Source organism: Variovorax defluvii (assembly GCF_039541515.1).
In the GTDB taxonomy this organism is placed as follows: domain Bacteria; phylum Pseudomonadota; class Gammaproteobacteria; order Burkholderiales; family Burkholderiaceae_C; genus Variovorax; species Variovorax defluvii.
In genome coordinates this window covers 154,587-180,044 of record NZ_BAABGJ010000027.1, presented here as the reverse complement: position 1 = coordinate 180,044, position 25,458 = coordinate 154,587, and the positions used below count along the sequence as shown (strand labels likewise).

Annotated in this window: 25 protein-coding genes; 9 read left to right on the top strand and 16 right to left on the bottom strand. The window is 67.1% G+C overall.

Annotation, left to right across the window (positions count from 1 at the left end; all coding sequences use genetic code 11):
- Positions 1–8 precede the first annotated feature (8 nt).
- Both ABEA07_RS14655 and ABEA07_RS14650 read left to right on the top strand, forming a co-directional pair.
- Entirely contained in the window at positions 9–425 is a 417-nt protein-coding gene (locus ABEA07_RS14655; protein WP_345538721.1) for a hypothetical protein, read from the top strand.
- 25 nt (positions 426–450) lie between these two features.
- Positions 451–921: a DUF6152 family protein gene (locus ABEA07_RS14650; RefSeq protein ID WP_345538720.1), complete on the top strand. Its 471-nt coding sequence runs from the start codon at positions 451–453 to the stop codon at positions 919–921.
- Positions 922–926: 5 nt separating this feature from the next.
- Here the strand turns inward: ABEA07_RS14650 and adk are convergent, their stop codons facing one another.
- The 6 genes from adk to ABEA07_RS14620 form a co-directional block, all read right to left on the bottom strand.
- Positions 927–1,583 carry an adenylate kinase gene (gene adk, locus ABEA07_RS14645; RefSeq protein ID WP_345538718.1) on the bottom strand — a complete coding sequence of 219 codons (657 nt, stop codon included), beginning with the start codon at positions 1,581–1,583 and terminating at the stop codon, positions 927–929.
- A 131-nt stretch (positions 1,584–1,714) separates the two neighbouring features.
- Positions 1,715–2,479, bottom strand: coding sequence for a 3-deoxy-manno-octulosonate cytidylyltransferase (gene kdsB / locus ABEA07_RS14640; protein WP_345538812.1), 765 nt, complete (start codon positions 2,477–2,479; stop codon positions 1,715–1,717).
- A 13-nt stretch (positions 2,480–2,492) separates the two neighbouring features.
- Positions 2,493–2,675, bottom strand: a complete 183-nt coding sequence (locus ABEA07_RS14635; protein ID WP_345538717.1) for a Trm112 family protein — start codon at positions 2,673–2,675, stop codon at positions 2,493–2,495.
- On the bottom strand, positions 2,656–3,636 hold the full coding sequence (gene lpxK / locus ABEA07_RS14630) for a tetraacyldisaccharide 4'-kinase (protein WP_345538715.1): 981 nt from the start codon (positions 3,634–3,636) through the stop codon (positions 2,656–2,658). Before lpxK ends, ABEA07_RS14635 begins: the two co-directional genes overlap by 20 nt.
- 2 nt (positions 3,637–3,638) lie before the next feature.
- Entirely contained in the window at positions 3,639–4,064 is a 426-nt protein-coding gene (locus ABEA07_RS14625; RefSeq protein ID WP_345538714.1) for an ExbD/TolR family protein, read from the bottom strand.
- A 5-nt stretch (positions 4,065–4,069) separates the two neighbouring features.
- Positions 4,070–4,702, bottom strand: coding sequence for a MotA/TolQ/ExbB proton channel family protein (locus ABEA07_RS14620; protein WP_345538811.1), 633 nt, complete (start codon positions 4,700–4,702; stop codon positions 4,070–4,072).
- A 321-nt stretch (positions 4,703–5,023) separates the two neighbouring features.
- Between ABEA07_RS14620 and xseA the strand changes: the two genes are divergently transcribed.
- Together xseA and ABEA07_RS14610 are read left to right on the top strand one after the other, a co-directional pair.
- Positions 5,024–6,334, top strand: a complete 1,311-nt coding sequence (gene xseA / locus ABEA07_RS14615; protein WP_345538713.1) for an exodeoxyribonuclease VII large subunit — start codon at positions 5,024–5,026, stop codon at positions 6,332–6,334.
- Between the two features lie 48 nt (positions 6,335–6,382).
- On the top strand, positions 6,383–6,964 hold the full coding sequence (locus ABEA07_RS14610) for a superoxide dismutase (protein WP_345538712.1): 582 nt from the start codon (positions 6,383–6,385) through the stop codon (positions 6,962–6,964).
- A gap of 72 nt (positions 6,965–7,036) precedes the next feature.
- Here ABEA07_RS14610 and ABEA07_RS14605 read toward each other — a convergent pair whose 3' ends face one another.
- Together ABEA07_RS14605 and ABEA07_RS14600 are read right to left on the bottom strand one after the other, a co-directional pair.
- Positions 7,037–7,495, bottom strand: coding sequence for a DUF192 domain-containing protein (locus ABEA07_RS14605; protein WP_345538711.1), 459 nt, complete (start codon positions 7,493–7,495; stop codon positions 7,037–7,039).
- A gap of 177 nt (positions 7,496–7,672) precedes the next feature.
- Entirely contained in the window at positions 7,673–7,969 is a 297-nt protein-coding gene (locus ABEA07_RS14600; protein ID WP_345538710.1) for a cell envelope biogenesis protein TolA, read from the bottom strand.
- Between the two features lie 212 nt (positions 7,970–8,181).
- On the opposite strand from ABEA07_RS14600, the gene icd reads away from it, so the two are divergent.
- The 5 genes from icd to sbcB all read left to right on the top strand — a co-directional run bounded on the left by icd (position 8,182) and on the right by sbcB (position 15,460).
- Positions 8,182–9,441: an NADP-dependent isocitrate dehydrogenase gene (icd, locus tag ABEA07_RS14595; RefSeq protein WP_345538709.1), complete on the top strand. Its 1,260-nt coding sequence runs from the start codon at positions 8,182–8,184 to the stop codon at positions 9,439–9,441.
- Positions 9,442–9,676: 235 nt separating this feature from the next.
- Positions 9,677–10,036, top strand: a complete 360-nt coding sequence (gene clpS / locus ABEA07_RS14590) for an ATP-dependent Clp protease adapter ClpS (RefSeq protein ID WP_345538707.1) — start codon at positions 9,677–9,679, stop codon at positions 10,034–10,036.
- 54 nt (positions 10,037–10,090) lie between these two features.
- Positions 10,091–12,409, top strand: a complete 2,319-nt coding sequence (clpA, locus tag ABEA07_RS14585; RefSeq protein WP_345538705.1) for an ATP-dependent Clp protease ATP-binding subunit ClpA — start codon at positions 10,091–10,093, stop codon at positions 12,407–12,409.
- Between the two features lie 82 nt (positions 12,410–12,491).
- The gene (gene cls / locus ABEA07_RS14580; protein ID WP_345538704.1) at positions 12,492–13,949 is read left to right on the top strand and encodes a cardiolipin synthase; all 1,458 of its coding nucleotides are present in this window, start codon (positions 12,492–12,494) and stop codon (positions 13,947–13,949) included.
- 68 nt (positions 13,950–14,017) lie between these two features.
- Positions 14,018–15,460 carry an exodeoxyribonuclease I gene (sbcB, locus tag ABEA07_RS14575; RefSeq protein WP_345538702.1) on the top strand — a complete coding sequence of 481 codons (1,443 nt, stop codon included), beginning with the start codon at positions 14,018–14,020 and terminating at the stop codon, positions 15,458–15,460.
- Between the two features lie 54 nt (positions 15,461–15,514).
- Here sbcB and ABEA07_RS14570 read toward each other — a convergent pair whose 3' ends face one another.
- From ABEA07_RS14570 to ABEA07_RS14535, 8 genes are all read right to left on the bottom strand, one after another.
- The gene (locus tag ABEA07_RS14570; RefSeq protein ID WP_345538701.1) at positions 15,515–16,795 is read right to left on the bottom strand and encodes an amidohydrolase family protein; all 1,281 of its coding nucleotides are present in this window, start codon (positions 16,793–16,795) and stop codon (positions 15,515–15,517) included.
- Between the two features lie 2 nt (positions 16,796–16,797).
- The gene (locus ABEA07_RS14565; RefSeq protein WP_345538700.1) at positions 16,798–17,718 is read right to left on the bottom strand and encodes an ABC transporter permease; all 921 of its coding nucleotides are present in this window, start codon (positions 17,716–17,718) and stop codon (positions 16,798–16,800) included.
- Complete coding sequence (locus ABEA07_RS14560; RefSeq protein WP_345538698.1) at positions 17,709–18,773, bottom strand: ABC transporter permease; 1,065 nt, start codon at positions 18,771–18,773, stop codon at positions 17,709–17,711. Before ABEA07_RS14560 ends, ABEA07_RS14565 begins: the two co-directional genes overlap by 10 nt.
- Positions 18,770–20,278: an ABC transporter ATP-binding protein gene (locus ABEA07_RS14555; RefSeq protein ID WP_345538696.1), complete on the bottom strand. Its 1,509-nt coding sequence runs from the start codon at positions 20,276–20,278 to the stop codon at positions 18,770–18,772. Before ABEA07_RS14555 ends, ABEA07_RS14560 begins: the two co-directional genes overlap by 4 nt.
- A gap of 156 nt (positions 20,279–20,434) precedes the next feature.
- Positions 20,435–21,439, bottom strand: a complete 1,005-nt coding sequence (locus ABEA07_RS14550; protein ID WP_345538695.1) for a BMP family protein — start codon at positions 21,437–21,439, stop codon at positions 20,435–20,437.
- A gap of 101 nt (positions 21,440–21,540) precedes the next feature.
- Entirely contained in the window at positions 21,541–22,170 is a 630-nt protein-coding gene (gene upp / locus ABEA07_RS14545; protein WP_345538694.1) for a uracil phosphoribosyltransferase, read from the bottom strand.
- 37 nt (positions 22,171–22,207) lie between these two features.
- Positions 22,208–23,617: a URC4/urg3 family protein gene (locus tag ABEA07_RS14540; RefSeq protein WP_345538693.1), complete on the bottom strand. Its 1,410-nt coding sequence runs from the start codon at positions 23,615–23,617 to the stop codon at positions 22,208–22,210.
- Positions 23,614–24,936 (bottom strand): GTP cyclohydrolase II, encoded by a 1,323-nt coding sequence (locus ABEA07_RS14535; protein ID WP_345538692.1) that lies wholly within the window; start codon positions 24,934–24,936, stop codon positions 23,614–23,616. Before ABEA07_RS14535 ends, ABEA07_RS14540 begins: the two co-directional genes overlap by 4 nt.
- Between the last annotated feature and the right edge of the window lie 522 nt (positions 24,937–25,458).

Below are 25,458 nucleotides of genomic sequence, written 5' to 3'. Positions count from 1 at the left end.
CAGAGCGCATGTTCTCAGCGCTTCAGTCGCACGCCTGGGTCTATCCCTCGCTGGAGGTCGTGCACATCGTCGGCATCGCGCTACTGCTCGGCAATCTGGTCGCGCTCGAAATGCGGGTGTTCGGCCGCGCAGCCATGTTGCCGGTGGCTGCGATGGCCAGCTTGTCGCTGTCGATCGCGCTCACCGGCTTCGGGTTGGCTGCCGCCAGCGGCGCAATGATGTTCGCCACCCAGCCAACCGAGCTGCTGGCCAATCGTGCCTTCGTGATCAAGATGGGGCTGCTGGTGGCGGCGGGCTTCAATGCCGGGTGGTTTCATGCCCGCGCCTCCCTGCGGAAGCTCGATGCGCTGGCGCGGATACAAATGCTGATGTCTACTGCGATCTGGTTGGCCGTCGTGTTCTGCGGCCGCTGGATCGCGTACTGAATGAAAAGATGAAGGAGCCATCCCCATGAAGCGTCGCCGAATCCTCGCTGTTGCCGCATCCCTGCCGCTCGCGAGCCGCCTTGCCTGGGCGCACCATGGCTGGAGCAGTTTCGACCAGGACCGTCCCGTCTATCTCGAGGGCAGGGTCGTGCGCACTAAATGGCAGAACCCGCATGCCGAGCTGGTGATCGAGGTGCCGCCCGGCCTCAAGGTGCCTGCCGACCTCGCGAAGCGCACACTGCCGGCACAGAGCGCGCCTGTCGATGGGGCAGGCCTGCTGGCCCGCGCCGAACTGCCCAGGCGCAGCGAGCGGCAATGGGAGCTCGAACTGGCGCCGTTGACACGCCTGGAGGCCTGGAAGCTTGCCGAGGTCAAGCCCGGTACCACCGTGTCCGCGGTGGGCTTCACGCACAAGGAAGAGAAGGATGCGGTGATGCGCGTCGAATATCTGTTCGTGGATGGCAAGGCCTACGGGCTGCGTTCCAGCCCGGCCTGATCAGCTCAGCTCGCCAGGGCGGCGAAGGCGCGCTGGGTGATTTCCTCGACCGTGCCGACGCCGCTGATGGCGCGGTACTTCGGCGCGGCCTCTGGTTCCGCCTCGGCCCAGGCGGCGTAGTAGTCGACCAGCGGCCGAGTCTGCCGGCTGTAGACCTCGAGGCGGTGACGGACCGTCTCTTCCTTGTCGTCCTCGCGCTGAATCAGATCCTCGCCGGTGACGTCGTCCTTGCCGTCGACCTTCGACGGATTGAACTTGATGTGGTAGGTACGGCCCGATGCCGGGTGCGAGCGGCGCCCGCTCATGCGCTCGATGATGTCCGCGAAAGGCACGTCGATCTCGAGCACGTAGTCGAGCTTGACGTTGGCGGCGCGCATCGCGTCGGCCTGCGGGAGGGTTCGGGGAAAGCCGTCGAAGAGGAAGCCGTTGCTGCAGTCGGGCTGCGCAAGTCGTTCCTTGACGAGGTTGATGATGAGATCGTCGCTGACCAGTGCACCGGCGTCCATGACGGCCTTGGCCTGCAGGCCGAGCGGGGTGCCGGCCTTGACGGCAGCGCGCAGCATGTCGCCGGTGGAGATCTGGGGAATGCCGTACTTCTGGCAGATGAAGGTGGCTTGTGTGCCCTTGCCCGCCCCGGGGGCGCCCAACAAAATCAGTCTCATGGTGTCCTCGGACGGTTCTTCGATTTCTGGTGCGCCTGCCTGTCGCAGGCGACGGTAGCAAGGGCGCAATCGTGTCGAGGATAGCACGCACCCCGGCGTGCGCTGCACCTCGGCGCGGCTCGCCGATCGCCTCAGGCGGCAGTGAACAGGGCGCGCACGCGCTCGAGGTCTTCCGGCGTGTCGATGCCCGGTCCCGGCGCATGGGTGCTCACGTGCACGGCGATGCGGTGCCCGTGCCACAGCGCGCGCAGCTGTTCCAGTGCTTCGGTCGCCTCGATGGGTGCCGGCGGCAGGCCAGGGAAGCGGCGCACGAAGCCGGTCCGATAGCCGTAGATGCCGATGTGGCGCAGCGGGGCGGGGGCCGGCGGCAGGGCGCCGGGTGTGCCTTTGGCGAAGCCATCGCGCCACCAGGGGATGGGGGCACGGCTGAAATAGAGCGCGTTGCCCTGCGCGTCCAGCACGGTCTTGACGACGTTCGGGTTGAGGAAGTCCTCCAGAGAATGGATGGCATGCGCGGCCGTGCTCATCGCGGCATCGGGGTGCGCGGCGAGCGTCCGGGCTACGGCGTCGATCAGCGCCGGATCGATCAGCGGTTCGTCGCCCTGGACGTTGACCACGATTTCTTCGTCGGCCAGGCCGAGCAACTGGCAGGCCTCGGCCAGGCGGTCGCTGCCGCTCGGATGATCCTTGCGCGTGAGCAGCACCTGGATGCCGTGTGCCTCGCAGGCGGCAACGATGCGCGCGTCGTCGGCCGCCACCACGACACGGGCGGCGCCCGATTGCAGCGCACGCTGCGCGACGCGCACCACCATTGGCAGGCCGGCGATGTCGGCCAGCGGCTTGTCGGGCAGGCGGGTCGAGGCGAGCCTGGCCGGGATCAGGACGGCGAATGGCAAGCTCACGGCAGACTCACAGTCCCAGTTCTTCGTCAGTCAGAGGGCGAGCCTCGTTCTCCAGCAGGATCGGGATGCCGTCGCGCACCGGGTAGGCCAGGCGCGCGCTGCGCGACACCAGCTCCTGCTTCTCGCGGTTCCAGGTGAGCGGTCCCTTGGTCACGGGGCAGACGAGCAGTTCAAGCAGCTTGGGGTCCATCGGTCGATGATAGCTTCGCGTCCAGCGCGTGGAAGAAGCCGGGCTCGGGCTCGAACAGCAGCGGCACGGCCAGCGCCTCGGGGGCGTAGCGCCAGAGTTTGAGCGCATCCTTCTCGGTGCACAGCAGGGCGTAGCCTTCACCGGGCGGGGAGCGCCAGCCGTCGAAGCCGTCATGGTCGCGCAAGGCGATGCATTGCTGCGGCACCAGCCCGCGATCCCGCAGCATCTCGAAGAATGCCTCGGGTTTCGCGATCGCGGCAACGGCCACCAGCGGCCGGCCCTGCAGATCGGTGAGCGGTACCGGCGTGCCGTCCCGGCGCAAGGCGTGGCCGGCCAGTGCGCGGCGCGCGGTGAAGCCCTCGAACGCGGGCTGTGCACCCGTGTGCAGCACCAGGTCGCATCGCCGCGGCCAGCGCTCGCGCAAGGGGCCTGCGGGAAGAAGCCACCCGTTGCCCGTGCCGCGGTCGTCGAAGACGCAGATCTCGATGTCGCGAGCGAGGGCAAGATGCTGAAGGCCATCGTCGCTGACGATGCACTGCGTTTCAGGGTAGCGCGCAAGCAGGGCGCGTGCCGCCTGTGCACGGCGCCGCGCCACGAAGACCGGGGCGCCAGTCGCGCGCCGGATCAGGGCCGGCTCGTCGCCGACGTCGTAGGGTTCGCTCTCAACTTCGACTTCCCGGCAGTCATCGGTGCTCCGCCCATAGCCGCGTGACACGACGCCGACGCGCCGTCCGCGGGCCTGGAGATGGCGTACGACGGCCATCACGACCGGGGTCTTGCCGGAACCGCCGGCGATGACGTTGCCGACCACGATCACGGGCACCCCGATTCGCTCCGTCTTCAGAAGACCCGCGCTGTAGAGCGCGCGCCGGATCATGGCCAGCGCGCCGAAGACGAGGGAAAGAGGCCACAACAGCCGCGCAAGCGCTCCGCGCCCGAGCCAAGCTTGCTGCAGGCTCAAGACTAGCGGCCGGCCCGACCGGCCGACTGGGCAGCGAAGGTGATCTGAATGAGGCCGGCGCGGCGCGCGGCTTCCATCACCGTGATCACCGACTGGTGGGTGGCGTTGGCGTCGGCGCTGATGATGATCACGCTGTCCTTGCCACCGGTGGCCGCGTTGCCGAGGGCTTCGGCCACCGCTTCAACGCTGCGCTCGGCCAATGGTGACTTGTTGACCGAATAGCGGCCGTCGGCGGACACGGCCACGATGACTTCCTTCGGATAGTCGCGCTGGGCTTCTGCGTCGGCCACGGGCAGGCGCAACTGCATCTCGGTGAACTTGCTGTAGGTGGTCGACAGCATCAGAAAGATCAGCACGACCAGAAGCACGTCAATGAAGGGAATCAGGTTGACCTCCGGCTCCTCCTTGGAGCCGTGGCTGAAGTGCATCCTTCTCATATGCGGAGCGTGTTCAGGTGGCGGGCGAAGCGTTCGCCGGCCAGTTCGAGATTCAGCAGGTACTCATCGACGCGGGTGCGGAAATAGCGCCAGAAGATCAGCGCCGGGATCGCCACCATCAGCCCGAAGGCCGTGTTGTACAGCGCCACCGAGATGCCGTGCGCCAGTTGTGCCGGGTTGCCGGTGCCGACGGCGCCAGTGCTCGGCGATTGCGAGCCGAAGATCTCGATCATGCCGATCACCGTGCCCAGCAAACCCAGCAAAGGGGCGGCTGACGCGATGGTCGCGAGCGCGGGCAGGTAGCGTTCCAACCGATGGGCGACGATGCGGCCTGCGGCTTCCATTGCCGCACGCAGATCGTCTTCGGTCGAATGGGGATTGGCGTTCAAGGCGCGAAATCCGGCGGCCAGCACCTCGCCGAGGCCCGAGTTCTTTTCCAGCTTGGTCACCACCTCCGGGCCGGGGATCGCGTTGCGCGAGACGCCGATGGCTTCGTCGAGCAGCTTGGGAGGAAGGACCTTGGCGGTTTTGAGGCTGCTGAATCTCTCGATCACCAGCGCCAGCCCCACCACCGAACAAGCGAGCAGCGGCCAGATCGGCCAGCCCGCAGCAACTATGATCGAAAACAAGGAAACCCTCCGGCCCGTGGACTGCAAATGCAAATGCGCGGCGATTATCCACCGTCGGCTGTCAGATGTTCCGATTTGTAGTCGTCTGTAGGCGACGACGCACAGATTCTGTGGATAACTTTGTGGCTAACCCGCATGACAACTCGGCCGTAGCCTCATTTCACGGGCCTCGCCTTGGAACGACTGAATTTTGAGCACCACTTTCTTTAATCAAATCAATGCGTTGCACGTGAACATGGGCGCGTCGTGCCGGTTGCTTGGCCTGAAGGGGCGCCCGATCCTTCTTGTGGAAGACTGAACCCTTTGTCAGGACGCACCGAAATGAACGGATCCGATGCATTGGCCGCCGGGCCGCGCATCTGGGCCGTGGGCGCGCTGTGTCGCGCGGTCGCGGATGCCCTCGAGGCGCGCTTCAATCCCGTGGCCGTGCGCGGCGAGATCAGCGGCTTCTCGCGCGCCGCCAGCGGGCATTGCTACTTTGCCTTGAAGGACGAAGCGGGCCAACTGCGCTGTGCCATGTTCAGGCGCGCCGCGGGCCTGCTCGACTTCACGCCGCGCGACGGCGATCAGGTCGAGGTCCGAGGAAGGCTGGCCGTGTACGAGCCGCGCGGTGATCTGCAATTGGTGGTCGAGAGCTTGCGCCGGGCCGGGCAGGGCGCGCTGTTCGAGCAGTTCCTGCAGCGCAAGGCGCGGCTGGAGGCCGAAGGGCTGTTCGACCCCGCCCACAAGCGGCCGCTCCCCGCCATGCCGCGGGCAGTCGGACTGGTGACCTCGCAGGGCGCGGCGGCGTTGCACGACGTTGTGACCGCGCTGCGGCGACGCGTGCCCCACATCTCGGTCGTGCTCGCGCCAGCGGCAGTACAGGGCAGCGGGGCGCCGGCCGAACTGGTGCGCTCGCTGCGTGCGCTTTACGCCTTGCAACCGCCGGTCGATGCGATTCTGCTGGTACGCGGCGGCGGCTCGATCGAAGACCTCTGGGCCTTCAACGACGAGACCCTGGCGCGAACGATCGTGCAGAGTCCGGTGCCGGTGATCAGCGGCGTCGGCCACGAGACCGACTTCACCATCGCCGACTTCTGCGCCGACCTTCGCGCACCGACGCCCACCGCCGCGGCCGAGCTGGTGGCGCCGCCGCGCGAGCTCTGGCTGGGCGCGCTGGAACTGCTGGAGAAGCGGCTGAGCGGCGCGCTGTCGGGGCGTCTTGACGCGATGTATCAGCGCGTCGACGACGCGGCGGGCAGGCTGTCGCGGCCCTCGACGCTGGTCATGCGACAGCAGATGCGGCTGGCGCAGCATGCGCACCGGCTGCGCCACGTGGCGCAATCGCGCATCCAGCGGCTTGCGCAGATGCGGCAGGGGCTGGAGACGGCGCTGCCGGGGCAGTTTGCACGCGTGCTGCTGCAACGCAGGGAGCGGCTCGAACGCGCCTCGCTAAGGCTGCAACTGCTGGATCCGGCGCTGGTCCTTGAGCGTGGCTATGCCTGGCTCACGGACGCGGACGGCAAGGCGCTCACCAGCGTCGGGCAGATGGAGCCGGGCGATGCCGTGCAGGCCCGGCTGGCCGACGGCACGGCCGACATGACAGTAGGGCGAACGACCACGACGCGATTGCGTCCGACGACGGCTTCCTGATTCCTTTCTAGAATGCGCTGTCCCCATAACCAACCTGCGAGAAAAGACATGGAACACGTCCTCCCACCCCTTCCGTATGCCCTGGACGCGCTGGCACCCGAATACTCCAAGGAAACGCTCGAGTACCACTATGGCAAGCACCACAACGCCTATGTGGTGAACCTGAACAACTTGCAGAAGGGCACCGAGTTCGAAAACATGGAACTCGAGGACATCGTGAAGAAGTCCAGTGGCGGCATCTACAACAACGCTGCACAGATCTGGAATCACACCTTCTTCTGGAACTGCATGAAGCCCGCCGGCGGCGGCCAGCCTACCGGTGCGCTGGCCAAGGCGATCGAGGCCAAGTGGGGCAGCTACGATGCCTTCAAGGAAGCGTTCGTGAAGTCGGCGGTGGGCAACTTCGGCTCGGGCTGGACCTGGCTGGTCAAGAAGCCTGACGGTACTGTGGACATCGTCAACATGGGCGCAGCCGGCACGCCGCTGACCACGGCCGACAAGCCGGTGCTGACGGTGGACGTCTGGGAGCACGCCTACTACATCGACTACCGCAACCTGCGCCCGAAGTTCGTGGAGACCTTCCTGTCCAAGCTAGTGAACTGGGACTTCGCCCAGAAGAACTTCGGCTGAGCCGACAGCAGTCGGCTCTGGGACTACAAGCCGACCCGCGGGTCGGCTTTTTGCTTCGGGCGCCGAAGAGACTTAGCGCGTGCTGACGAAAAGCTCTCCACCGAGCTTGGCGCCCTTCTTGATGTTCTTACGGGCGAACCAGCCCTGGTTCATCTCCAGCACGAAGCGGACCGGTTCTTCGGAGCAATGGGAGTCGTCGGTCATGGGCCTCATGTCCGCGAGGTTCACGATGCGGCCATCGTCGGCCACGAAGGCGGCCGTCAGCGGCAGCAGCGTGTTGCGCATCCAGAAGCACTGTGTGCCCGGCCGATCGAACACGAAGATCATGCCCTCGTTCTGCGGCATCTCCTTGCGGAACATGAGCCCGACCTGCTGCTGTTGCGGCGTCCGGGCCACCTGGGCGTCGATCTGGTACATACCTGCCGTCAGCTTGACTCTCGGCAACTGGGTCTGCGCTTCCTGAGCATCGGCGCCTGGAGCGCATGCCAACGAGGCTGAAAGTGCGAGCAGGGCAAGAAGGCGCTGGAGCATGGGAAAGCTTTTCGAGACGAAGACGAAGACAGGAAAAGATGGCTGGGCGCACGCTCTCGTCCAACGTGATGCCGGAGCACCCCGCAAAGCGTACATACATCCTACAAATTCAGCATTGAGCGCGCAGCCGAAAAAAAAGCGTTCCGAGGAACGCTTTTTTGGTGCAACCGCCCAGACTTACTGGGGGGTGCCGCCTTGAACGGGCACCGGCTTCTTTCCGCCGCCCTTGGCCGGACGACGCGCATCGCGCGAATCGCGACGGGCCTGAGCGGCCTTGTCGGCACCGGTCTTGGTCACGCCGCCGCTGCCTTCTGCGACGTTCTTCTGGTCGCCACCGGCTTCCTTCACCTGGCCGGCCGGACGAGCTGCCTTGCGGGCTTCCGCGCGGTCGGCTGCCTTGCCTTGGGCCTGAGGGTTGATCTCGGCCGGTTGGGTCTGGGCGAACGCGGCTGCGGCGAACAGGCCGGCAATCATCACTGCGAAAACTTTCTTCATTGCGATTCCTCTGTGGAGTGGTTTGAAAATGCCTCCCGGCCAGCAGAAGGTCAGCCAACAACGAGGGCTTCAGGGCCACGGTTGACAGCACCCTCGGGCTCCTCCGGTTGCATCTAAAATTCTAAGGCTATTCAGGGGGCTGAAAACATAGTGTCTTCCTGCCTTCAAATTACCCCGGAGTTTCTGCTCTCATGTCCAGCTATCAGCACATCAAAGTTCCGACCGACGGCCAGAAGATCACGGTCAATGCCGACAATTCCCTTAATGTGCCGGACCAGCCCGTCATTCCCTTCATCGAGGGCGACGGCACGGGCCTCGACATCACGCCGGTGATGATCAACGTCGTGGACGCCGCAGTGGCCAAGAGCTACGGCGGCAAGCGGAAGATCCATTGGATGGAGGTCTACGCCGGCGAGAAGTCGACCAAGGTCTACGGCCCTGACGTCTGGCTTCCCGAGGAGACCCTGCACGCAGTGCGCGAGTACGTGGTGTCGATCAAGGGCCCGCTCACCACGCCCGTCGGGGGCGGCATCCGCTCACTGAATGTCGCGCTGCGCCAGGAACTCGATCTTTACGTGTGCCTGCGTCCCATCCAGTACTTCGAAGGCGTTCCCAGCCCGGTGAAGGAGCCGCAGAAGACCAACATGGTGATCTTCCGCGAGAACTCGGAGGACATCTACGCCGGCATCGAGTTCGAGGCCGAGAGCGACAAAGCCAAAAAACTCATCAAGTTCCTGCAGGACGAGTTCGGTGTCAAGAAAATCCGCTTCCCCGAGAGCTCCGGGATTGGCATCAAGCCGGTGTCGCGCGAGGGCACCGAGCGTCTGGTGCGCAAGGCGATCCAGTACGCCATCGACAACGACAAGCCTAGCGTCACGCTCGTGCACAAGGGCAACATCATGAAGTTCACCGAGGGTGCCTTCCGCGACTGGGGCTATGGGCTGGCGGCGCGCGAATTCGGGGGCGAGCTGATCGACGGAGGCCCATGGATGAAGGTCAAGAATCCGAAGACCGGCAAGGACATCACCATCAAGGATTCGATCGCCGATGCTTTCCTGCAACAGATCCTGCTGCGTCCGGCCGAGTACAGCGTGATCGCAACCTTGAACTTGAATGGCGACTACGTGTCCGACGCGCTGGCGGCCCAGGTTGGCGGCATCGGTATCGCGCCGGGCGCCAACCTCAGCGACACGGTCGCCATGTTCGAGGCAACCCACGGCACCGCCCCCAAGTATGCCGGCAAGGACTACGTCAATCCCGGCTCGGAAATCCTGTCGGCCGAGATGATGCTGCGCCACATGGGCTGGACCGAGGCCGCCGACCTGATCATCAGCGCGATGGAAAAGTCGGTCGCCAGCAAGAAAGTCACCTACGACTTCGCCCGGTTGATGGAAGGCGCTACGCAAGTGAGCTGCTCGGGATTCGGCCAGGTCATGATCGACAACATGTGAGCCCCTTCGGGACGCGCCTGAAGCCCTGGCTCCCCAACCCCGGTTCCGCAAGGCCCCGGGGTTTTTTTCGGGGCCGGGCGTCCGAAGCGGGGAGGTGGGGCACAGCCCTTGCATATGCGGCCTGCGCCGCCTTTGTCGCCTTTGTAATAGCTGCCGTCTTGAATGTCACAAAGCCGCCACCAGTTCTCCAAGCACGGACACTGCAAGCGCCGGGCGGCTCGATAAAATGAATTACATGGCTACGAAAATCCCTTCGACTCCACCCACGCCGCCCGCCGTGAAGCCGGCGCGGGATGACGGCGATGCGGTCGTGATCGAGCGTCGTCCTCAGAAGACTGCGCCGCCCCAGATGTATCAGGTGGTGATGCTCAACGACGACTACACGCCCATGGAGTTCGTGGTCGTCGTGATCCAGGAGTTTTTCAACAAGGACCGGGAAACCGCCACCCAGATCATGCTCAAGATCCATCTCGACGGGCGAGGCGTCTGCGGCGTCTACTCGCGCGATATGGCGGCCACGAAGGTCAATCAAGTGATGGAAGCGGCGCACCAGGCCGGACATCCGCTGCAATGCGTCAGTGAACCGGTTGAATAAATCGCGCTCCAACCCATTTGAGTTTTTATTTACAGCAAAGCCAAAGGAAATCACATGATTGCCCAGGAACTGGAAGTCAGCTTGCACATGGCTTTTGTGGAAGCGAGGCAGCAACGGCATGAATTCATCACGGTGGAGCACCTCCTGCTCGCTTTGCTGGACAATCCGAGCGCGGCCGAGGTGTTGCGCGCCTGCTCAGCCAATGTCGACGACCTTCGCGCGTCGTTGACCAATTTCATCAAGGACAACACGCCCCAGGTGGCAGGGACCGATGACGTGGACACGCAGCCCACGCTCGGCTTCCAGCGCGTGATCCAGCGCGCGATCATGCACGTGCAATCGACCGGCAACGGCAAGAAGGAAGTGACCGGCGCCAACGTGCTGGTCGCGATCTTCGGCGAGAAGGACTCGCACGCGGTCTACTACCTGCACCAGCAGGGCGTGACCCGGCTCGACGTCGTGAACTTCATCGCCCACGGCATCAAGAAGAGCGATCCTCCGGAGGCCGCCAAGAGCAGCGGCGAATCGTCGTCCGAAGGCGAGGAGGGTGGCGGCGAGAAGAACGAGAAGTCCTCTCCGCTCGAACAGTTCACCCAGAACCTCAACCAGATGGCCAAGGACGGCAAGATCGATCCGCTGATCGGCCGCGAGTACGAGGTCGAGCGCGTGATCCAGATCCTGTGCCGCCGGCGCAAGAACAACCCGCTGCTGGTGGGTGAAGCCGGCGTAGGCAAGACGGCCATCGCCGAGGGCTTGGCCTGGCGCATCACTCAGGGCGACGTGCCGGAGATCCTGGCCGAGTCCTTCGTCTACTCGCTCGACATGGGCGCCTTGCTGGCCGGCACAAAGTACCGCGGCGACTTCGAGCAGCGCCTCAAGGGCGTGCTCAAGTCTCTCAAGGACAAGCCGAACGCGATCCTCTTCATCGACGAGATCCACACGCTGATCGGCGCCGGCGCCGCCTCGGGTGGTACGCTGGACGCGTCGAACCTGCTCAAGCCCGCCTTGTCCAGCGGGCAGCTCAAGTGCATCGGCGCCACCACCTTCACCGAATACCGCGGCATTTTCGAGAAGGATGCGGCCCTGTCGCGTCGCTTCCAGAAGGTCGACGTGGTCGAGCCCACGGTGCAGGAAACGGTCGACATCCTCAAGGGCCTGAAGTCGCGCTTCGAGGAGCACCATGGCGTGAAGTACGGCCCGGCGGCCCTGCAGGCCGCGGCCGAGCTCAGCGCCAAGTACATCAACGACCGCCACCTTCCTGACAAGGCCATCGACGTGATCGACGAGGCGGGCGCGTCGCAGCGCATCCTGCCAGCGAACAAGCGCAAGAAGACCATCGGCAAGAGCGAGGTCGAGGAAATCGTCGCGAAGATCGCGCGCATTCCCCCGGCCAACGTGTCGAACGATGACCGCGGCAAGCTGCAGAACATCGAGCGCGACCTCAAGAGCGTGGTGTTCGGGCAGGACAAGGCGCTCGAGGTCCTGGCCTCGTCCGTCAAGATGGCGCGTTCGGGCCTCGGCCGGGACGACAAGCCGATCGGCTCCTTCCTGTTCAGCGGCCCCACCGGCGTCGGCAAGACCGAGGCGGCGAAGCAACTGGCCTACATCATGGGCATCGAGCTGATCCGCTTCGACATGTCCGAGTACATGGAGCGCCATGCCGTGAGCCGTCTGATCGGTGCGCCTCCCGGCTACGTCGGCTTCGACCAGGGCGGCCTGCTGACCGAAGCGATCACGAAGAAGCCGCACGCGGTGCTGCTGCTCGACGAGATCGAGAAGGCGCACCCGGACATCTTCAACGTGCTGTTGCAGGTCATGGACCATGGCACGCTGACGGACAACAACGGGCGCAAGGCCGACTTTCGCAACGTGATCATCGTCATGACGACCAACGCGGGCGCCGAGACGATGAACAAGTCGACCATCGGCTTCACCAATCCGCGCCAGGCCGGCGACGAGATGGGCGACATCAAGCGCCTGTTCACGCCGGAGTTCCGCAACCGCCTGGATGCGATCGTGAGCTTCAAGGCGCTCGATGAGCAGATCATCCTGCGCGTGGTCGACAAGTTCCTGCTGCAGCTGGAAACCCAGCTGGCCGAGAAGAAGGTGGACGTCACCTTCACCGACGCCCTGCGCAAGCATCTGGCGAAGAAGGGCTTCGACCCGTTGATGGGTGCGCGTCCGATGCAGCGGCTGATTCAGGACACGATCCGCCGTGCCCTCGCCGACGAACTGCTGTTCGGGCGTTTGCAGGAAGGCGGCCGCCTGACGGTGGACCTCGACGACAAGGAAGAGGTGCAGTTGGACATCCAGCCGCTGCCCAAGAAGGAAGGGCGCGCCAAGCCCGAAGCGGAAGAGGCCGCCACCGGCTGACCCGCAGCCGCCTGCGAGCTCGGTCGCGCGAGGCCGGTAGCATTCGTGCTACCGGCCTTTTCTTTGACTGTTCCTTCCCGCCTTGATCCTCCCCGAGCTCAGCCACGAATGGAAGACTGGCCTCTCCCTGGCATGGAGCGGCTATATCGCGGTGCTTTCCGTCTGGATCGTCATGCAGAAGCGTGCGCCGGTCTCGACGATGAGCTGGATCCTCTCGCTGGCGCTGCTGCCTTTTGCGGGTTTCCTCATCTACTACTTCCTCGGCCCCCAGCGGCTCAAGAAGCAGCGCCTCAAGCGGCTGCGCAGCCGCGCCATCGGGCAGGCCCCCGCGGATCTGACCAGCCTGCGCGATGCCGCCGAGCAGGCGCCGCCCGCTTTGCGGCAGATGGCCGCGCTCGGCACGGCCGCCTGCGGTCTTCCGGTGTCGAGCGCGACGGCCGCCGAGTTGCTGTCCGGCGGCGCCGCCACCTTCGACGCCATTTTCGAAGCGATCCGCCGGGCGCGCGATCACATCCACCTCGAGTACTACATCTTCGAGCCCGACCGGACCGGCACCGCGCTGCGCGACCTGCTCATCGAGCGGGCTCGCGAGGGCGTCACCGTGCGGCTGCTGCTGGACGCGTTGGGCTCCAAGCGAATTGGCCGGCGCTTCATGGCGCCCATGGTGGCAGCCGGCATCGAGGTGGCACTGTTCCACGACACCCGTATCGGCCGTCGCCTGCGGCCGGTGACCAACTACCGGACCCACCGCAAGATCGTCGTCTGCGACGGCCGCATCGGCTTCACCGGCGGCGTCAACATCACCGACGAGGAAGATGGCCGGATTCGCGCTGACGCCTACCACGACGCGCACCTTCGCATCGAAGGCAGCGCCGTGCGCTGGCTGCAGACCACCTTTCTCGAAGACTGGACCTATGCCACCGGCGCGGACCCGCGCCGCCTCAACGAAAGTCTCGATGCGCTGCTGCCGCGCCTGCCGGCGCACGAGCGCGCGGGTGACATTCCGGTGCAGATCGTCACCAGCGGCCCCGACAGCATGCTCGAGGCCATCCATCGCATTCACGTCGCGGCCATCCACTCGGCCTCACAGCGCGCCTGGCTCACCACGCCGTACTTCGTGCCCGGCGAGCCGGCGCTCATGGCGCTCACCAGCGCGGCGCTGCGCGGCGTCGACGTTCGCTTGCTGGTGCCCCGCCGCAGCGATTCGCTGATCGTGAGTGCGGCGGCGCGCTCCTACTACGACGAACTGATGGCAGCCGGCGTCAAGATCTGGGAGTACAAGGCGCGCATGCTGCATTCCAAGACGCTGGTCGTGGACGACCAGTGCGCGATGATCGGTACCGCGAACTTCGACAACCGCAGCTTCCGACTCAACTTCGAGGTGTGCGCGGTCATCTACGGCCCGGCACTCGCGGGGCCGCTCGCCGCCCAATTCGAGACCGACCTGAAAAGCGCCGCACAAGTGCGAAACCCGCGCCGACAGGCCTTCGTGCGCCGGCTCGGCGACGCCACGGCACGGCTGTTCTCGCCGCTGCTATAGGATCGGCCGGCCTACACCACGTACGCAGAACAACGGCAAAAGAACGCAATAGGGAGGAAAGCATTCTGATGACCCAGCAAACATTTCTCTGGCACGACTACGAAACTTTCGGCGCCGTTCCGCGCCGCGACCGCCCCGCGCAGTTCGCCGCCATCCGCACCGACGCCGAACTCAATGAGATCGGCGAGCCCTTGATGATCTACTGCAAACCGGCCCCGGACTACCTCCCGAGCCCGCAGTCCTGCCTCATCACCGGCATCACGCCGCAGCTTTGCCTGGAGCGCGGCTTGCCCGAGCACGAGTTCGCCGCGCGCATCGAGTCCGCCTTCTCGCAGCCGGGCACCATCGGCGTGGGCTACAACACCATCCGCTTCGACGACGAGGTCACGCGCTTCCTGTTCTGGCGCAACCTCATCGACCCGTACGCGCGTGAATGGCAGAACGACTGCGGCCGCTGGGACCTGCTCGACGTGGTGCGCCTGTGCTATGCGCTGCGGCCCGACGGCATCGAGTGGCCGAAAAAGGAAGATGGCAGCCAGAGCTTCAAGCTGGAGGACCTGGCGCGCGCCAACGGCCTGCTGCACGAAGCGGCCCACGATGCCCTGTCGGACGTGCGCGCCACCATCGCACTGGCCCGGCTCATCCGCACGCGCCAGCCCCGGCTCTTCGACTTCGCGCTGAGCCTGCACAAGAAGGACCGTGTCGCCGGCGAGCTGGGCCTGCCGGCCACGCGCGAGTCGGCGCGGCCCTTCCTGCATGTCTCGGGCATGTTTCCGGCCGAGCGGGGCTGCCTGGCGGTGATGTGGCCGCTGGCGAGCCACCCCACCAACAAGAACGAACTGCTCGCCTGGGACCTGGGACACGACCCCAGCGAGCTGCGCGACCTCGACGTGGCGACGCTCCGGCTGCGCCTCTTCACGCGCACGGCCGACCTGCCGGAAGGCGTGCGGCGCCTGCCATTGAAGGGCGTGCACCTCAACAAGTCGCCGATGGTGGTCGGCAACCTCAAGACGCTGGCGCCTGCCATGGCCGAGCGCTGGGGCATCGACCTGGCGCAGGCGATGCGTCACGCCGAGCTGGCCGCCGAATTGCCGGACATGAGCGCAATCTGGCCGCAGGTCTACGAACGGCCGCGCGAAGCGGCACCCGATGTCGACGAAGACCTCTATGGCGGTTTCGTCGGCAACGGCGACCGCCGCCGCCTCACGCAGCTGCGCGCCCTGTCGCCCGACGAATTGGCGCGCGCGCGCACCGGCTTCGACGATTCCCGGCTGGAGGAACTGCTGTTCCGCTACCGCGCGCGCAACTTCCCCCACACCCTCCAGGCAGCGGACGAGGAGCGCTGGGAGGCGCATCGCGTGGCGCGCCTGCTCGAAGGCCAGGGCGGGGCGCGCAGCGTGACCCAGCTCTTCGCGGAGATCGACCAATTGGCCGAGACTGCCGACGAGCGAAGCGAGGAGATCCTGGGAGCGCTCTACGAATACGCCGAGGCGATCGCGCCCACCGCTTGAACGGTAGCGGCAGCCCTGCCGCGGTGGAACGCCGGGCGCGCCGCGGCGCCCCGCTCAGTGCCCGACCGGCATCCAGCTCGTCGATGCAGGCCGCCCGTCCACCCGCAGTGCGGCCGTGGCTGCCGGCGTCTCGGCGAGCAGCGTGCCTCGGCGCCAGACCTTGAGCCGAGGCGCGCGCAGCCGGATCGCTTCGACCGGATCGCGCGCCTGCAGCAGCATGAAGCTGGCCTCGCACCCGGCCTCCAGCCCGTAGCCCTGCAGCCCCAAGACCTTCGCGGCATTCACCGTCACCGCGTCGAAGCACCGGCGGATGCCTTGCTGGCTGGTCATCTGCGCGACGTGCAGGCCCATGTGGGCCACCTCCAGCATGTCGCCCGAGCCCATGCCGTACCACGGGTCCATCACGCAGTCGTGGCCGAATGCGACGTTCACGCCCTGCGCCATCAGCTCGGGCACGCGCGTCATCCCGCGGCGCTTGGGATAGCTGTCGTGGCGCCCCTGCAGCGTGATGTTGATCAGCGGGTTGGCCACCACGCTGACGCCGGCCTCGGCGATGAGCGGCAGCAGCTTGCTCACGTAATAGTTGTCCATCGAATGCATGGACGTGCAGTGCGAGCCGGTCGCGCGCCCCTGCAGCCCGAGGCGCTGGACCTCGAAGGCGAGCGTCTCGATGTGGCGCGAGAGCGGGTCGTCCGATTCGTCGCAGTGCATGTCCACCGGCAGGCCGCGCTCGGCCGCCAGCTCGCACAGCAACCTGACGCTGGCGGCCCCGTCGGCCATGGTGCGCTCGAAATGCGGGATGCCGCCGATCACGTCCACGCCCTTGTCGAGGGCGCGCTTGAGGTTGTCGACGCCGCCTTGGGTGCGCAGCACGCCGTCCTGTGGAAAGGCGACCAGCTGCAGCGTGAGGTAGGGGGCCACGCGCTTCTTCACCTCCAGCAGTGCGTCCACCGCCAGCAGGCTGGGGTCGCTGGTGTCGACGTGGCTGCGGATGGCCAGCAGCCCCTTGGCCACGGCCCAGTCGCAGTACGCCAGCGCGCGCTCGATCAGCGCCTCGGCCGTCAGCAGCGGCTTGAGCTCGCCCCACAGCGCGATGCCCTCCAGCAGCGTGCCGCTCTGGTTGACGCGCGGCAGGCCGTAGCTCAGCGTGGCGTCCATGTGGAAATGCGGGTCGATGAAATGCGGCGCGACCAGCAGGCCGGTGGCGTCCACCTTGTCCTTCGAAGGCGCGTCGAGCCCGGCCGTGACTTCGGCGATGCGGCCATCCTGCACCGCGATCGACATCCCGCTGCGGCCGTCGGGCAGGCTGGCGTTGTGGACCAACAAATCGAGCATGCTTAGCGTTCTCCCTTGCGATAAGGCTTCATGAGGGCCTGCGGATAGCCGGCCTTGCGCGCCACCAGCACCAGCGCCACGATCGACAGCACATAGGGCAGCATCAGGTAAAGCTGGTAGGGCAGCAAGGCGTCGCCCGATTGTTGCAGCCGCAGCTGCAGTGCGTCGAAGAAGGCGAAGAGCAGGGCGCCCAGCAAGGCCTTGCCCGGCCGCCAGGAGGCGAACACCACCAGCGCCACGCAGATCCAGCCGCGGCCGTTGACCATGTTGAAGAAGAAGGCATTGAAGGCCGAGAGCGTGAGGAAGGCGCCCGCCACGCCCATCAGCGCCGAGCCGGCGACGATCGCGCCGGTGCGCACGGCCGCCACCGAGACCCCCTGGCCCTCGGCCGCCTGCGGGTTTTCTCCGACCATGCGCAGCGCCAGGCCCAGCGGCGTGCGATAGAGCAGGTAGGCCAGCAGCGGCACGAGCAGCAGGGCCAGCAGGGTGAGCGGCGTCTGCGCACCGAGCACCGGTATCGGCAGCCAGTCCATCGGGCCGAAGGGCGTCACCGTGGGCGGCGTGTTGACCTTGGGGAAGCTCACGCGGTAGCCGTAGTAGCTCAGCGCCGTCGCCAGCAGGGTGATGCCCAGGCCCGACACATGCTGCGACAGCGCCAGCCCCACGGTGAGCAGCGCATGCAGCAGGCCGAACACCGCGCCGGTCAGCGCCGCCACCGCGACGCCGGCCCACAAGGGCGCGCCGGCGTAGACCGCGAGCCATCCGGCGAAGGCGCCGGCGACCATGATGCCCTCGATGCCGAGGTTCAGCACCCCCGCACGTTCGCACAGCAGCACGCCCAACGTGCCGAAGACCAGGGGCGTGGCGATCCGCAGCACGGCCACCCAGAAGGCCTGGTTGACGAGGATTTCGGCTACTTCCATCGCGCCCTGTACTGCGTGAGGAGGGTGGCGACGAGCACCGCGACCAGCGTCGCCGCCACGATCACGTCGGCGATGTAGGTCGGCACGCCGATGGCGCGGCTCATCGTGTCCGCGCCCACCTGCACCCCGGCCACGAACACGCCGGCGGCCAGCACACCCAGCGGATGCAGGCCCGCCAGCATCGCGATGACGATGCCGCTGTAGCCGTAGCCGGGCGACATGTCCAGCGTGACGTAGCTGGTGCGGCCGGCGACCTCGATCGCACCGGCCAGGCCCGCCAGCGCGCCCGAGATCAGTGCCACCAGGACGACCGTGCGCGTGACCGGCACGCCGGCGAAGGCGGCGGCGCGCGCGTTCGCGCCCAGCGCGCGGATGTCGAAGCCGATCACGGTGAACTTGAACAGCATCCAGGCCAGCACCGCCGACACGGCGGCCCACAGCAGCCCGGTATGCACGCGCGTCTGCGCGATCAGGCGGCCGAGCTCGAGTTCGGATCGCAGCGACACGCTCTGCGGCCAGCCCATCGCGCTCGGGTCCTTCATCGGACCGTCCAGAAGGGCCGAGACGCCCAGCAGCACGATGAAGTTGATCAGCAGCGTGGTGACCACCTCGTCCACGCCGAGGCGGTTCTTCATCAGCGCCGGCCCCAGCAGCAGCAGGGCGCCCACGCCGGCCGCCGCGGCCATCATGAGCGGGAACAGCAGCCATGTCGGGAGCGAGAAGCCGGAGCCGCCATGCATGCCGCCGACCGCCACCGCCGCCAGCGCGCCGCCGTAGAACTGCCCCTCGGCGCCGATGTTGAAGAGACGTGCCTTGAAGGCCACGGTGGCAGCCAGCCCGGTCAGGATCAGCGGCGTGGCGCGCGTCAGGGTTTCGCTCCAGGCAAACAGCGAGCCGAAGCCGCCCTGCAGCAGCAGAGCGTAGGTGCGCCCCACCGGCGCGCCGGCCCACATCACCAGCAGCGCGCTGACCAGCAGCGTGAAGCCGACGGCGCCCATCGGTGCCAGCAGCAGCGCGCTGCGCGAGACACGGTGACGGCGCTCCAGCCTGATCATGAACCCGCCATCGCCAGCCCGATGGCCTCGCGCGTCCACGACGCGGCCGGCCGTGCTTCGCTGAGCCGGCCTCCATGCATCACGGCCACGCGGTCCCCCAGGGCCAGCACTTCGTCCAGGTCATCGGAGATGAGCAGCACCGCGGCGCCTGCATCGCGCGCCGCGATCAGCTGCTGCTGCACATAGGCGACCGCGCCGATGTCCAGCCCCCAGGTCGGCTGGTGCGCGACGATGAGGCGCGCGGCCCTGCGTGTCGTGGCGCCCTCCGGCGCCAGCAGCGCACGGCCGAGGATCAGCTTCTGCATGTTGCCGCCGGAAAGCGAGCGCGCCGGCGTGTCGAGCCCGGCGCCGCGCACATCGAAGGCCTTCTCGATGCGCCGCGCATGCGCCCGGGCCGCTGCGCGCCGCACCCACAGAAAGCGCGAGAAGGCGGGGTGCCGCAGGCGCTCCGACACCGCGTTTTCCCACACCGCCAGGTCGCCCACCACGCCGACCCCATGCCGGTCTTCCGGGATGCGCGCGACGCCGCGCTGCACCAGCCGCGCCGGCGTGGCGGGCAGTGCGCGGCCCATCAGTTTGACCGCGCCTGCCGTCGCGCGGCGCGTGCCGCTGAGCAGTTCGGCCAGCGCCACCTGCCCGTTGCCGGACACGCCGGCCACCGCCATGATCTCGCCGGCGCGCAGCGTGAGCGAGACATCGTGCAGCCGGTCGTGGCCGTTGCCCTCGGTGCGCACGCGGTCCAGCACGCAGACCGCATCCCCCACCTGCCGCGCCGGCGAGCGCGCGACGCTCTCGACCGCATGGCCCACCATCCACAGCGCGAGCTGCGACGCGCTGGTCTCGCGCGTGGGCGCCTCGGCCACCAGCCGGCCGCCGCGCAGCACGGCCACGCGGTGCGAGACGCGCAGCACCTCGTCCAGCTTGTGGCTGATGAAAATGATCGTCAGGCCCTGCGCCACCATCTGGGCCAGGGTGGCGAACAGGGCCTCGCTCTCCTGCGGTGTCAGCACCGCGCTGGGTTCGTCCAGGATCAGGATGCGTGCGCCCCGGTAGAGCGCCTTGAGGATCTCCACCCGCTGCCGTTCGCCCACCGAGAGGCTGCCCACGCGCGCGTCCGGCTGCACCGGCAGGCCGAAGCGCTGAGAGACCTCCAGCAGCTTCACCCGCGCGGCCGAGCGCCGCGAGAAGGGCTGCCACAGCGCTTCGGTGCCCATCATCACGTTGTCGAGCACGCTCAGGTTGTCGGCCAGCGTGAAGTGCTGGTGCACCATGCCGATGCCGGCCGCCAGCGCCGCCTTGGGCAGCCCGGGGGCGAGCGGGCGGCCGAACACCTCGATCGTGCCTTCGTCCGCCACGTAGTGGCCGAAGAGGATCGACATCAGCGTGGACTTGCCCGCGCCGTTCTCGCCCAGCAGGGCGAGCACCTCGCCACCGGCGAGCTCGAGCGAGATCGCGTCGTTGGCGACCAGGGTGCCGAAGCGCTTGGTGATGCCGCGCAGCCGCAATACCCTCTCCCTTTGCGCGAGGGTGGGGTCTTGCTCCCTCTGCCTTTGGGAGAGGGCGGGGGTGAGGACATCGGGCGCTTGCGGGGGCTGCACGCTATCCACAGTCTGGTGCCCTCACCCCGACCCTCTCCCAGGGGGAGGAATGCCTCATTGCGTCTATTTCGCGGTCGACTTGGGTTGGCTGTCATCCACCTTGACGGTGAACTTGCCGGAGAGGATGTCCGCCTCCTTCGCCTTGACCTTGGCCACGATCTCTGCCGGCACCTTTTTCTCGAAGGTGCCCAGCGGCGCGAGTTCCGAGCCCTTGTGTTTCATGTGCGAGTAGACACCGTAGTCCTCGGCCGTGAACTTGCCTTCCTTCACCAGCTTGATGGCACGGTCGGCGGAAGGCTCGAAATTCCACAGGGCCGAGGCGACCACGGTGTCGGGGTACTTGTCCTGCGTGTTGATCACGTTGCCGATGGCGAGCTTGCCGCGCTCCTTGGCCGCATCGCTCACGCCGAAGCGTTCTGCGTACATCAGGTCGGCGCCCTTGTCGATCATCGCGAAGGCGGCCTCCTTGGCCTTGGGCGGGTCGAACCAGCTGTTGATGAAGCTCACGCTGAATTCCACCTTCGGATTGGTCTCCCTCGCGCCGGCCATGAAGGCGTTCATCAGCCGGTTGACCTCGGGAATGGGGAACCCGCCGACCATGCCGATCCTGTTGGTCTTCGTCATGCCGCCGGCCACCATGCCGGAGAGATAGGCCGGCTCCTGGATGTAGTTGTCGAAGACCGAGAAGTTGGGCGCCTGCGGCTTGAGCGAGGAGCCCATCAGGAAGGCCGTCTTGGGGAAGTCCTTGGCCACCTTGCGCGCGGCCGCCTCGACGCCGAACACCTCGCCCAGGATGAGCTGATTCCCGGCCTGCGCATACTCGCGCATCACGCGCTCGTAGTCTGCGTTGGCGACGTTCTCGGTGGCCTTGTACTCGATCTCGCCGCGGGCCTCGGCGGCCTTCAGCGCCTTGTGGATGCGGCCCACCCATTGCTGCTCGAAGGGCACGGTGTAGACCGCGGCGACCTTGAGCTTGGTCTGCGCCAGCGCGAGACCGGGCGCGCCAGCTGCAACGAGCGCTGCGGCGACGGCGATGGAGCGGGCGATGACATGACGGCGTAGGGACACAGGCTTCTCCTCAGTTGCAATTCATTCGGGGTTTACCGCGGAACCGGCTTCGCGGGCCGCTGGTGTGGCCCCCCACGAAGTGGGTGAGTCTTGGGGAGAACTCATTTCGTTCCGAAAATGCGGTCGCCGGCATCGCCCAGGCCCGGCAGGATGTAGCCGTGGCTGTTGAGTTCCCGGTCGATGGCGGCGGTGTAGATGGGCACATCGGGGTGTGCGGCCTGCATGGTGCGGATGCCCTCGGGACAGGTCAGCAGGCAGACGAACTTGATCGACTTCGGGTTCAGCTCCTTCAGCCGCTCCACCGCCGCGACCGCGGAGTTGCCCGTGGCCAGCATCGGATCCACCACGATGCAGTCGCGCTCGCCCATCTCGCCGGGCATCTTGAAGTAGTACTCGACCGCGGTCAGCGTCTTCGGGTCGCGGTACAGGCCGATGTGTCCCACGCGCGCACCGGGCACCACGCTGAGCATGCCGTCCAGGATACCGGTGCCGGCGCGAAGGATGGAGACCAGCACCACCTTCTTGCCGTCGATCACCTTGGCATGCATCGTTTCCAGCGGCGTCTCGATCTCGATGTCCTGCATCGGCATGTCGCGCGTGACCTCGTAGGCCATCAACATGCTGATCTCGTTCAGAAGGCGCCGGAAGCTGTTGGTGCTGGCCTCCTTGCGGCGCATCAGCGTGAGCTTGTGCTGGACGAGGGGGTGGTCGACGAGGTGGACGTTGCTCATGAAATGGACTTCTTGGCGTTGCGAAAGAGTGCCGAGTCTAGAAGACCGTGCCGTCGCTCTCGATGCGCAAGGGTGGCGTTCCCCCACGCAAGCGCTGTGCCAGTGCGCGGCCCGCGGCCCAGGTGCCGCCTTCCAGCACACGGGCGAGCGGCAGTTCATCCTCGCTGCGGCCCAGCACCTGGCGCACGCGCGGCACCAACTCGTCGAGCAGGGCAATGGTCAGCGCCCGCCATTCGACGATGAACTCGTCGCCCACGGTCCATTCGCGCTCCAGCAGGGCCGGATCACGCGGCACGATCACGCCGCTGTCGAGCAGCAGGCCGCCGTTGCGGTACTCGGGCAGGGCCGTCAGCGCTTCGAGGTGCCGCACCTTGACGCCGGCCCATTCGAAGGGCTCGATCAGCGAGTAGGTCAGCCATTGCGAGAGCTTGTGGAAGGGCATCCAGCCGTTGGTGAGCCCCGGCCCGCGCACCGCGCTGTGGCGCCAGCAGTCGCCCAGCGAGAGCACCGGGTCGTCCGGCGCCACGCCGCCGACGGCATCGCCCGGTCCCGTGCCGCCGCTGTCGATCGTGTTGGCCGCCGGCCAGATGCGCGACAGCGACTCCAGGAGGAGTGAAAGGATCTCGTGCGCCGTGGTCTCGGCCGTCGGCGGCGCGGCCGGGCCGAAGGGACTGACCAGTGCATCGAAGATGCCGCCCGGCCGTCCGTCTTCGCCGAAGGTCTGCGGCTGTTCGCTCATCACTTCGCCAAGGCGGCGCAGCAGCGTGGCGCGGCCGGGCAGGCCCACCATCTGGTTCACGTCGCTCACCTGGAAGGCGTCGCCGAGGCGGTCGGTCACCAGCCCTCGCAGCCCGACGGCATCGACCTGCAGCGGCCGCTCGGGGTTGGAGGAGAACAGGCCGCCGGTGAAGGCGTGGAAGCTGGCCACGCCCAGGCCCTCGGAGCGCGTGAAGCGCTTGCCGGTGGCCGGCTCGGTGTAGTGCCAGTAGGGCCCGGCACCCGCATCGAGCAGCACGCTCACCACGGCCAGGTCGATGTGGGCGCGGGCGCGCTGGGTCGGGCTCTGGTCGCCCAGCAGGCGGTTGAGTTCCTGCAGCCGGTCCACGCCGCCGGCCTCGAAGTGGCGCCAGCGGCTGTGGTAGGGAATGGTGTGCTTCGCATAGCGCTCGCGCGTCACGTCGGCCACGGCGCGCGCGGTCGCGTCGAATGCGGATTCGTCGCCGATGGTGAACCACTGCGATTCGCCGCGCCGTGCGCGCGCCAGCAGGGCGTCCGCGCGGATGCGGATGGCGCGCGTGGTGCGCAGGAAGGCGGCGGCGCCCGCGGGGCGGTGGGTGTCTTCGACAAACTCCAGCGCGGGGTCGACATGGCCATCCGCGTCTGCATGCCGCACGGCGGCATTGGCGGTGGGGCGATCGGGATCGAGTCCGTAGTTGTTGCCGGTCATGAGTCCAGTGTCCTTCCCTTGGCCTTCTTGAGTTCCTCGGCATCGGGGACCGCGCCGGGGGTGAAGTAGCCGGCCGCCATCTTGGCGTCCATCTCGACGCGCGCGTCGGCCGGGATCAGCTCGTCGGGGATGTTGATGCGTTCGCCGATCTCGATGCCCGAGCCGACGATGGCGTCGAACTTCATGTTGCTCATCGATACCAGGCGATGGATCTTGCGGATGCCCAGCCAGTGGAAGACGTCGGGCATCAGCTCCTGGAAGCGCATGTCCTGCACGCCGGCCACGCATTCGGTGCGGGCGAAGTACTGGTCGGCCGTGTCGCCGCCGACCTGGCGCTTGCGCGCGTTGTAGACCAGGAACTTGGTCACTTCGCCCAGCGCGCGGCCTTCCTTGCGCGAGTAGGCGATCAGCCCGACGCCACCGCGCTGCGCACCGCGGATGCATTCCTCGATCGCGTGCGTGAGGTAGGGCCGGCAGGTGCAGATGTCGGAGCCGAACACGTCGGAGCCGTTGCATTCGTCGTGGATGCGCGCGGTGAGCTCGACCTCGGGGTTGGCCAGGTCGCGGGGGTTGCCGAAGATGTAGAGGGTCTGGCCACCGATGGGCGGGAGGAAGACCTCGAGGTCGGAGCGCGTCACCAACTCGGGATACATGCCGCCCGTTTCCTCGAAGAGCACGCGGCGCAGGTCGGTCTCTGAGCAGCCGAAGCGGCGCGCCACCTCGGGCAGGTACCACACGGGCTCGACCGCGGCCTTCGTGACCATGGCCGCGCCGCCCGGCGTGAGGAACTTGCCGTCGGCCTGCAGCCGGCCCTTCTGCAGCGCCTCGATCACCTCGGGCAGGATCACGTGGGCCTTGGTCACCGCGATGGTGGGACGGATGTCGTAGCCCGCCGCGAGTTCGGCCGCGAAGACGTCGGCGACCACCGCGCCCCAGGGGTCGAGCGAGACGATGCGGCCCGGCTCGCTCCATTGCGGATAGGGGCCGATCGCGTCGGTCGGCGCGGTGTTGGTCAGGTCGGCCTTGTGTTCGCGCTTGAGTGCGCCGGCCGCCACGGCCAGTGCGCGGTACACGCTGTAGGACCCGCTGTGGGTGCCGATCACGTTGCGGTGTGCGCGCTTGGTGGTGGTGCCGACCACCGGCCCGCGCTCGGTCGCGGTGGGGGCGCCCCATTGGATCGGCAGGGCGCCGAAGCCGCCTGCATGCGAGGTCAGGCGGATGTGAGAGCGCTGCGGCGCGCTCGGCACGGGGGAGGAGGGCTCGGAGGAGGTCGGGGGAAGCGTCGGTGCGGAAGGAGTCGGAACGGCGTCAACGGACATTGCAGGCCCTCAAAAAACGCAATGTAGCGAGGGCTTCCGTGGCTGGCAAGCCGCAGTCTTCGGGCGTGGGCCTGATGACCGTATAGTCGCGCCGCCTCCGCACACCGCCTGGTGCGGGGGCCTCGACAACAAGCAGGCGTTCCCGGAGAGCTGTCACACATGAAAAGTCCATCGCGGCGCGCGCCGCTGCGGGCGTTGATCGCCCGTGTCTCGTCGTTCATCGGCTTGAGCGGTCGCTCGAAGCGCATCACCCCAGCTTCGACCCCTCCTCGCGCCCGCTCGTCAGGGCCTGCACGAGGATCTGCCGCACGCCACCGCAAGGCCACCGCGCCATCCGCGCCGCCGATCCCAGCCTGGCACCTCTGGCGTCTCGTCGCGATGGTCCTGGCCGCCTTCGCAGTCGCCGGTGCCCTGCAGGCCGGGCCATCGTCGGCAACGCCGCAGATCGGCATCACCACGGCCGGCTTGGCCGACAGCCTCAAGAGCTTCTTCTCGCGGCTCTGGAGCCCCGCCGCCAGCGGC

Coding starts and splice junctions, on each gene's coding strand:
- ABEA07_RS14655 (WP_345538721.1), top strand. CDS start 9: ATGTTCTCAGCGCTTCAGTCGCACGCCTGGGTCTATCCCTCGCTGGAG.
- ABEA07_RS14650 (WP_345538720.1), top strand. CDS start 451: ATGAAGCGTCGCCGAATCCTCGCTGTTGCCGCATCCCTGCCGCTCGCG.
- adk (WP_345538718.1), bottom strand. CDS start 1,583: ATGAGACTGATTTTGTTGGGCGCCCCCGGGGCGGGCAAGGGCACACAA.
- ABEA07_RS14635 (WP_345538717.1), bottom strand. CDS start 2,675: ATGGACCCCAAGCTGCTTGAACTGCTCGTCTGCCCCGTGACCAAGGGA.
- ABEA07_RS14625 (WP_345538714.1), bottom strand. CDS start 4,064: ATGCACTTCAGCCACGGCTCCAAGGAGGAGCCGGAGGTCAACCTGATT.
- xseA (WP_345538713.1), top strand. CDS start 5,024: ATGAACGGATCCGATGCATTGGCCGCCGGGCCGCGCATCTGGGCCGTG.
- ABEA07_RS14610 (WP_345538712.1), top strand. CDS start 6,383: ATGGAACACGTCCTCCCACCCCTTCCGTATGCCCTGGACGCGCTGGCA.
- ABEA07_RS14605 (WP_345538711.1), bottom strand. CDS start 7,495: ATGCTCCAGCGCCTTCTTGCCCTGCTCGCACTTTCAGCCTCGTTGGCA.
- ABEA07_RS14600 (WP_345538710.1), bottom strand. CDS start 7,969: ATGATTGCCGGCCTGTTCGCCGCAGCCGCGTTCGCCCAGACCCAACCG.
- icd (WP_345538709.1), top strand. CDS start 8,182: ATGTCCAGCTATCAGCACATCAAAGTTCCGACCGACGGCCAGAAGATC.
- clpS (WP_345538707.1), top strand. CDS start 9,677: ATGGCTACGAAAATCCCTTCGACTCCACCCACGCCGCCCGCCGTGAAG.
- clpA (WP_345538705.1), top strand. CDS start 10,091: ATGATTGCCCAGGAACTGGAAGTCAGCTTGCACATGGCTTTTGTGGAA.
- sbcB (WP_345538702.1), top strand. CDS start 14,018: ATGACCCAGCAAACATTTCTCTGGCACGACTACGAAACTTTCGGCGCC.
- ABEA07_RS14570 (WP_345538701.1), bottom strand. CDS start 16,795: ATGCTCGATTTGTTGGTCCACAACGCCAGCCTGCCCGACGGCCGCAGC.
- ABEA07_RS14565 (WP_345538700.1), bottom strand. CDS start 17,718: ATGGAAGTAGCCGAAATCCTCGTCAACCAGGCCTTCTGGGTGGCCGTG.
- ABEA07_RS14560 (WP_345538698.1), bottom strand. CDS start 18,773: ATGATCAGGCTGGAGCGCCGTCACCGTGTCTCGCGCAGCGCGCTGCTG.
- upp (WP_345538694.1), bottom strand. CDS start 22,170: ATGAGCAACGTCCACCTCGTCGACCACCCCCTCGTCCAGCACAAGCTC.
- ABEA07_RS14540 (WP_345538693.1), bottom strand. CDS start 23,617: ATGACCGGCAACAACTACGGACTCGATCCCGATCGCCCCACCGCCAAT.
- ABEA07_RS14535 (WP_345538692.1), bottom strand. CDS start 24,936: ATGTCCGTTGACGCCGTTCCGACTCCTTCCGCACCGACGCTTCCCCCG.